The organism is Bartonella sp. AD328YNZD (genome assembly GCF_042196425.1).
Map to the genome: position 1 here is coordinate 1 of NZ_JBHIQG010000123.1, position 6,547 is coordinate 6,547.

Sequence of the window (6,547 nt, forward strand, 5' to 3'; positions counted from 1 at the left end):
TCTTTTGCCAAGATTGGTAAAGTAAAAGGATTTTTACATATGGCCTCCAATCCTCTAACGCGTTCATCTCATCATGCAGGAGATGATTTTGCCATTTTGCAAAAAGCGCGTGATGAAAAATTTGCCTTACAGAGATAATTATGCCAACTTTTTCAACACATCGGCAAGTTGCCCATAGTGCTCATGAGATGTTTGATCTTGTGTCAGATATTGAACGTTATCCTGAGTTTTTACCAATGTGTGAGGCTTTAATAATACGTTCTCGCAAGGAATGTGACGAAAAGACATTGCTTCTTGCGGATATGACAGTTGGTTATAAAGTTATTCGAGAAACTTTTACGACCCAGGTTTTTCTTCAGCCGAAGAAAAGTTTGATAGAGGTTAACTATATTGATGGTCCATTTAAATATCTTGAAAATCGTTGGGTATTTCATAATATTGAAAATACCAATGCATGTAATGTAGAGTTTTTTATTGATTATGAATTTAAAAGTAAAATGCTGGGACGCGTGATGGGTTCAATGTTTGATATTGCGTTTCGTAAATTTACCGATGCCTTTGAAAAACGTGCACATCAGATTTATGGCTCGACAATAGCATAATTTACTCTGTTATTTTTTAACAATACACATTGTTTATAAAAGTGTAAAGATGAAAACTGATTTTCATCTTTACGATTTATTTTTAATGCAGCTTTCAAAACATACTGAAGGAATATCACTTTAAATGATGAAGATGATGCACAGCTTCACGCTTTTGTTTCTCTCTTTTTTAATGGATGCACATTTGTTAAACAAAACGCCCAAATAGAGCATGCTTGCATATATCCATTTCATAATAGTGCTCATAATAAATAGGATAGATTCTCGTAAAAGTATATAAAATCTATATCTGTACACTTATGAAGAAGTCAGTCTGCACCATTTATTTGCTATCTCTCAAGATGTTATGCCAGCTCTTAGCACCTGAGAGAGAGGTACAAGTGTCCCTTTCTTTGATCATTTTATTTATACATTTTTTTCTCTTGTGGGGTGCAAGTAAATAAATTTGATTAATTCAACCTACACAGAACTAAAGTGAGATAACTTTACACTATTCAGATCTTTCATTTCCAACTTATGATACAATAAATTATTTTTTCAAGAGGTTGATGATTATAGACTCAACGTGGAATAGAGAGTTTTAAAATTGGTGGGGAGAATTCAGTGAAGCAATTCCAGAATCATTTTAAAAGCATTTTCAACTGTTGCATGGCGGATAGCATTGCGATTAAGATGACCAAAGTGCATTTCTTTGTGTAGGGAGGAGTGATTTTTGTAAGCAACTGCGCAATGCACAAGTCCTATAGGTTTATTGAGACTTGCGCCTCCTGGTCCTGCAACGCCTGTTACAGAAATTGCAATATCAGCTTGTGAATGTTTTAATCCGCCTTCAGCCATTGCAAGAGCAACTTCTTTTGAAACGGCACCATAGGTTTTTATAAGTTCAGCACACACGCCAACAAGGCGTGTTTTGGATTCATTTGAATAAACAACAAATCCACAATCCAGAACATTTGACGATCCCGCAATATTTGTAAGGTTTGCAGCAATGAGCCCTCCTGTACAAGACTCTACAGTTGTTAACAGCAAACCTTTTTGGCAACAGGTATTAAGGACTTTACGCGCTTGTTTTTCACAAAAATATGTCATTGGGGAATTTCTCCTGGATAAAGAACGCACGCTGTTGCAAGAGCAGCAATCCCTTCACCACGACCAATAAATCCGAGCTTTTCATTTGTTGTTGCTTTGATAGAGATTCGATCAGGCGTAATTGCAAGTATTGTCATAAGATTTTCTGTCATGGCATGACGATAAGGACCAATTTTAGGATTTTCAGCGATAATTGTGATATCAACATTAGCAATGCGACCACCTGCTTGTTTTAGAATATCAAGAGCATGACGGAGAAAAATTTCTGATGATACATTTTTCCATTGAAGATCAGAGGGAGGAAAATAGGTACCGATATCTCCTGCACCTTGCGTAGCAAGAAGGGCATCTGTTAATGCATGAAGAGCGACATCCGCATCGGAGTGTCCATTTAATTTTTTATAAAAAGGGATTTTGATACCACATAATATAAGAAAATCTCCTTCTTCGAAAGAATGAACATCATAACCATTACCAGTACGGATATCAGGAAACATTTGCATTTTTTTCTGGAGATATAAATGGGCGGTATCAAAATCTTTGAGCCATGTAATTTTTATGTTGTTAGGATCACCTGGAACAGTAAGAATAGGAATTCCAAACCATTCGGCAATTGCAGAATCGTCAGTGAATTCTTGTTTGCAAGCTTGTTTTGCTTGTTTATGGGCCGCTAAGATATGTTCAAAGGGAAAACACTGTGGGGTTTGTGCACTATAAAGATGGGTGCGTGGAATTGTTTCTAAAACATGCTGATTATTTACACGTTTAAGGGTATCCGCGATGGGCAGAACAGGAAGAACACCTTCTTGAGGAGTAACGGTGGTATGAATGTGATCAAGGAGCTCATTTTCGATAAAGGGGCGAACACCATCATGAATATGCACATATTGTGGATTAAATTTTCTGAGAGCTTTAAGTCCATGTAAGGTAGAGATTTGACGTGTATCGCCTCCTTCAATGATAATAAGGCTTTCTTTAAAGTCGGCGATAGCTTTTTCACAGATTTGACGATCTTCTGGATGGATAACGAGAATAATCGTTGTGATGGCTGGATGCTGCAAAAAACAATGCACGGTATGATAAATAATCGGCTTTTGTCCTAGAAGCCGATATTGTTTTGGAATTTTTTGTGAAGATCTCGCTCTTTCACCGCGTCCAGCGGCTAATATTATTGCTGCAATAGAAATACTTAATCTCCTTATATTATTATAACCTCAGTTTACTCTTTTATCATTAATTTTAAAATGATTTTGAAAGGTTGATCGTTGTAAATCAGCCAAGGATATCACTGATAATACCTCAAAAAAAGCATTTAATGCTTTTTGAAGTGCGGTATTTAAACCACAAAAATCTATCAATGGGCAAGTTGGTTCTGCAGTATCGAAACATTCTGCTAGGGAAAAGTTATCCTCTGTTACTTTCACAACATCAGCGACTGAAATCTCTGCTGCAGGTTTAGCCAATTTAACACCACCATTGCGTCCACGCACTGTTTGGATAAAACCTGCTTGAACAAGCGGTTGAAGGATTTTAAATAAAAAAAGTTCTGAAACGGCATATGCCTTAGCAATTTCTGGAACACGACTGAGAGTTTCCTGATTATCTGCACAATACATGAGCATCCGAAGAGCATAATTTGTTTGTTTTGTTAATCGCATCTCATTTCCTTTGTAAAGTATCGTCGAACGTATTTTATTTTAAAGATATTTTGCAAAATGCAGAAGTTCTTTCTCATTGACTATATTTGCTCTATTTTAAATGTAGTATTATTATTGTCAATTTTTGTTACAAAAGATTATATGAGGATAATGGGAATAAGGGTATGTAAGCTTATGATGAATGTAACATCTGTGACGAATCTTCAAGACATAGATAAAAATACTTTTAATGATGAGTTGTATCGTTTAAGTAAGATATATATCTTTTTAGGTATTACAATTATTGTGTTGGCTTTACTTACAGCCTCTGTTTCGTTCATTATTCTTATTGGCTTAACTCCTGTTGTTCCCAGTAGAACAGTAACCCTTATTCTTATAGGAATTAATAGTTTTTGGGTTTTAGGGCTTATTGTCATCGTTTTTTATGAGATGATTCCGATCATTCGTGCTTGGCGTTCAAGGCGTGCAGGCTCACGTCTTCATGTACGCCTTATTTCATTGTTTGCACTTGTTGCAACAATGCCAGCTGTTGCTGTAGCTCTTGTGTCAGGGCCAGCACTGAATTTAGGACTTGATCGATGGTTTGATACAACAACACGGCAAATTGTGGGTTCTTCTATTGATTTAGCAAATGCTTATGCAGATGAAATGCTTCAAAATTTAAAAAATTTATCCTACGCTATGGCATTTGCACTTGATAATAAAAAACTTTTAGAACGTAATCCAGCTGAATATCGGATGCAATTGACGCGTCATGCTATGGGACGCAATTTACGTGGTGCATTTTTGTTAAGTTCTAGTGGAACTATTTTCGTATCGAGTGCTCTTGGTGATGAGGATAAACTGCCAATTCCTCCTTCCAATCTTATTGAGCGTGCAACCAGTGCAAGGCCTTTTTCTTTTCAACCAGGCGTTCATGATTATTTCGGTATTATTTTAAAATTTACCAATATTCCAAACACATTTTTATATTTGGTGCGTGACGTTGATAAAGGTGTTTTATCTGCTTTGCGTTTGACAGAAGTCAATACGGATCGTTATCGTGATTTAAATGAAAATCGCCTTCTGACACAAATTGCATTTGGTATGCTTTATTTATGTCTTTTTTTTAGTTTATTCTTATCAGCTATTTGGGCTGCTATTGCTGTGGCTGATCGCTTAGTACGTCCTATTCGTCTTCTCATTAGTGCTGCTGATGATGTTGCGTCTGGAAATATGGAAATTTTCGTGCCAGTACGAGCAAAAGATGGCGATATTGGGCAATTATCTAAAACTTTTAATTATATGGTTAGTGAATTGAAAAGTCGGCGCAATGAGTTGATTGCAGTGCGTGATCAAATTGATGAGAGAAGGCGTTTTTCTGAAGCTGTGTTATCGGGTGTAACGGCGGGAGTAGCAGGAATAGATGATAATGGTGATATCACCATTATCAATCGGTCTATTGAAGCGATGTTTGATATTCGCTCTGAACATGTTGTTGGACAAAGTCTTTTATCTTTAAGTGCTGAAATTTGGCAGGTTTTTCAGTTTGCGCGTTCATTGGATCGTAAAAATCACCGTGAACAGGTCACTTTAAACGTTGCAGGAAAAGAGCGTGTCTGTAATGTCCAAGTTACGATGGAGGAAGATGATGGACAGGGGCGATCTTGGGTTCTAACAATTGATGATATTACAGACCTTGTTGCAGCGCAACGTACAGCGGCATGGGCGGATATTGCACGGCGTATTGCACACGAAATTAAAAATCCCCTCACACCTATTCAATTATCCGCTGAACGTATTCGTAAACGTTATAACAAAGTTATTACACAAGATAGAGAGGTCTTTGAGCGGTGTATTGATACAATTATTCGACAGGTTGGAGATATTGGGCGTATGGTTGATGAGTTTTCTTCTTTTGCACGTATGCCCAAACCACAAATGCATGTTTTAGATATACGTGAATTGTTGCGTGAAGCGTGCTTCTTGATAGAAGTGACACGACATGATATTCATTTTGAGCAAGACTTAGGAACTCTACCACTTATGGGTGCATTTGATAACCGTCTCATTGTACAGGCTTTTTGCAACGTGATCAAAAACGCGAGCGAATCCATAGATTCGGTTATGCGAGAGGAAAATATTCACGGTCATATTCTTGTCCGTTCTTATCATCAAGAAGAATGGGTGGTTGTGGATGTTGTTGATAACGGAAAAGGACTTCCTAAAGAGCAAAGACAAAAGTTATTAGAACCTTATATAACAACACGGGAGAAAGGAACAGGACTCGGGCTGGCCATTGTGCGCAAAGTTATTGAAGATCACGGTGGTTCCATGGAGCTTCATGATGCACCGGAGAGTTTTTATGAAGGTCGTGGTGCGATGATCCGTTTGATGTTTCCGACGGTTGGGGGTAAGCAGGGTAGTATTATACAAGCTATAAATCATAAGATAGGGGAATAGTATGGTATCAGATATCTTGATTGTTGATGATGAAGCGGATATTCGTGAACTTGTTGCTGGTATTTTGGATGATGAAGGCTATGAAACGCGTGTTGCTTGTAACTCTGATGAAGCATTAGCTCAAATTAGTGAGCGTATTCCAAAGCTCATTTTTTTAGATATTTGGTTACAGGGGAGTCGCCTCGATGGTTTAGCGTTGCTTGATGAAATTAAAACGCACTATCCAGCTCTTCCGGTCGTTATGATCTCTGGTCATGGTAATATTGAGACTGCCGTTTCTGCTATAAAGCGAGGGGCCTATGATTTCATTGAAAAACCTTTTAAAGCTGATAGACTTGTATTGGTTGCAGAGAGAACACTTGAAAACTCAAATTTAAAACGTGAGCTTTTAGAATTGCGAAAACGTTCAAACGAGACATTGGAGCTGCTTGGAAAATCAGCAGTTATAAGAAACTTGCGTCAAATCATAGAAAAAGTAGCGCCAACCAATAGTCGCATCATGATAACAGGTCCTTCAGGAGCGGGAAAAGAGACTGTTGCACGAGCTATTCATGCATTCTCAACACGTTCAAATGGGCCATTTGTTACAATAAATGCAGCAATGATTACTCCGGAAAGAATGGAAATAGAGTTGTTTGGCAGCGAAATGGAGGGAAGAGAGCGCAAGATCGGTGCCTTGGAGGAAGCCCATGGCGGAATACTTTATCTTGATGAAATTGCTGATATGCCACGTGAGACTCAAGGTAAGATTCTTAG

General features: G+C 37.8%; 6 protein-coding genes and 1 pseudogene. 4 read left to right on the forward strand and 3 right to left on the reverse strand.

The window, feature by feature from the left end; translation table 11 throughout:
* A pseudogene (locus ACFIO3_RS06925) lies at window positions 1–138 on the forward strand (lipoyl synthase); the annotation flags it as partial.
* 2 nt (window positions 139–140) lie between these two features.
* On the forward strand, window positions 141–602 hold the full coding sequence (locus ACFIO3_RS06930; RefSeq protein ID WP_375607661.1) for a type II toxin-antitoxin system RatA family toxin: 462 nt from the start codon (window positions 141–143) through the stop codon (window positions 600–602).
* A 600-nt stretch (window positions 603–1,202) separates the two neighbouring features.
* Here the strand turns inward: ACFIO3_RS06930 and ACFIO3_RS06935 are convergent.
* Genes ACFIO3_RS06935 through rirA form a run of 3 tightly spaced genes read right to left on the reverse strand, consistent with a single transcriptional unit; the run spans window position 1,203 to window position 3,349 of the window.
* Entirely contained in the window at window positions 1,203–1,691 is a 489-nt protein-coding gene (locus ACFIO3_RS06935; RefSeq protein WP_375607660.1) for a CinA family protein, read from the reverse strand.
* Window positions 1,688–2,878, reverse strand: a complete 1,191-nt coding sequence (locus ACFIO3_RS06940) for a bifunctional 2-C-methyl-D-erythritol 4-phosphate cytidylyltransferase/2-C-methyl-D-erythritol 2,4-cyclodiphosphate synthase (protein WP_375607829.1) — start codon at window positions 2,876–2,878, stop codon at window positions 1,688–1,690. The genes ACFIO3_RS06935 and ACFIO3_RS06940 overlap by 4 nt, the downstream gene beginning before the upstream one ends.
* 27 nt (window positions 2,879–2,905) lie before the next feature.
* Window positions 2,906–3,349, reverse strand: coding sequence for an iron-responsive transcriptional regulator RirA (rirA, locus tag ACFIO3_RS06945; RefSeq protein ID WP_375607659.1), 444 nt, complete (start codon window positions 3,347–3,349; stop codon window positions 2,906–2,908).
* A 177-nt stretch (window positions 3,350–3,526) separates the two neighbouring features.
* Here rirA and ACFIO3_RS06950 point away from each other — a divergent pair, with 177 nt between their 5' ends.
* Both ACFIO3_RS06950 and ACFIO3_RS06955 read left to right on the forward strand, forming a co-directional pair.
* Entirely contained in the window at window positions 3,527–5,791 is a 2,265-nt protein-coding gene (locus tag ACFIO3_RS06950; RefSeq protein ID WP_375704240.1) for an ATP-binding protein, read from the forward strand.
* A gap of 1 nt (window position 5,792) precedes the next feature.
* Window positions 5,793–6,547, forward strand: a 755-nt coding sequence (locus ACFIO3_RS06955; protein ID WP_375704239.1) for a sigma-54-dependent transcriptional regulator, incomplete at its 3' end; no start/stop codon positions are given.

Coding starts and splice junctions, on each gene's coding strand:
- ACFIO3_RS06935 (WP_375607660.1), bottom strand. CDS start 1,691: ATGACATATTTTTGTGAAAAACAAGCGCGTAAAGTCCTTAATACCTGT.
- rirA (WP_375607659.1), bottom strand. CDS start 3,349: ATGCGATTAACAAAACAAACAAATTATGCTCTTCGGATGCTCATGTAT.
- ACFIO3_RS06930 (WP_375607661.1), top strand. CDS start 141: ATGCCAACTTTTTCAACACATCGGCAAGTTGCCCATAGTGCTCATGAG.
- ACFIO3_RS06950 (WP_375704240.1), top strand. CDS start 3,527: ATGAATGTAACATCTGTGACGAATCTTCAAGACATAGATAAAAATACT.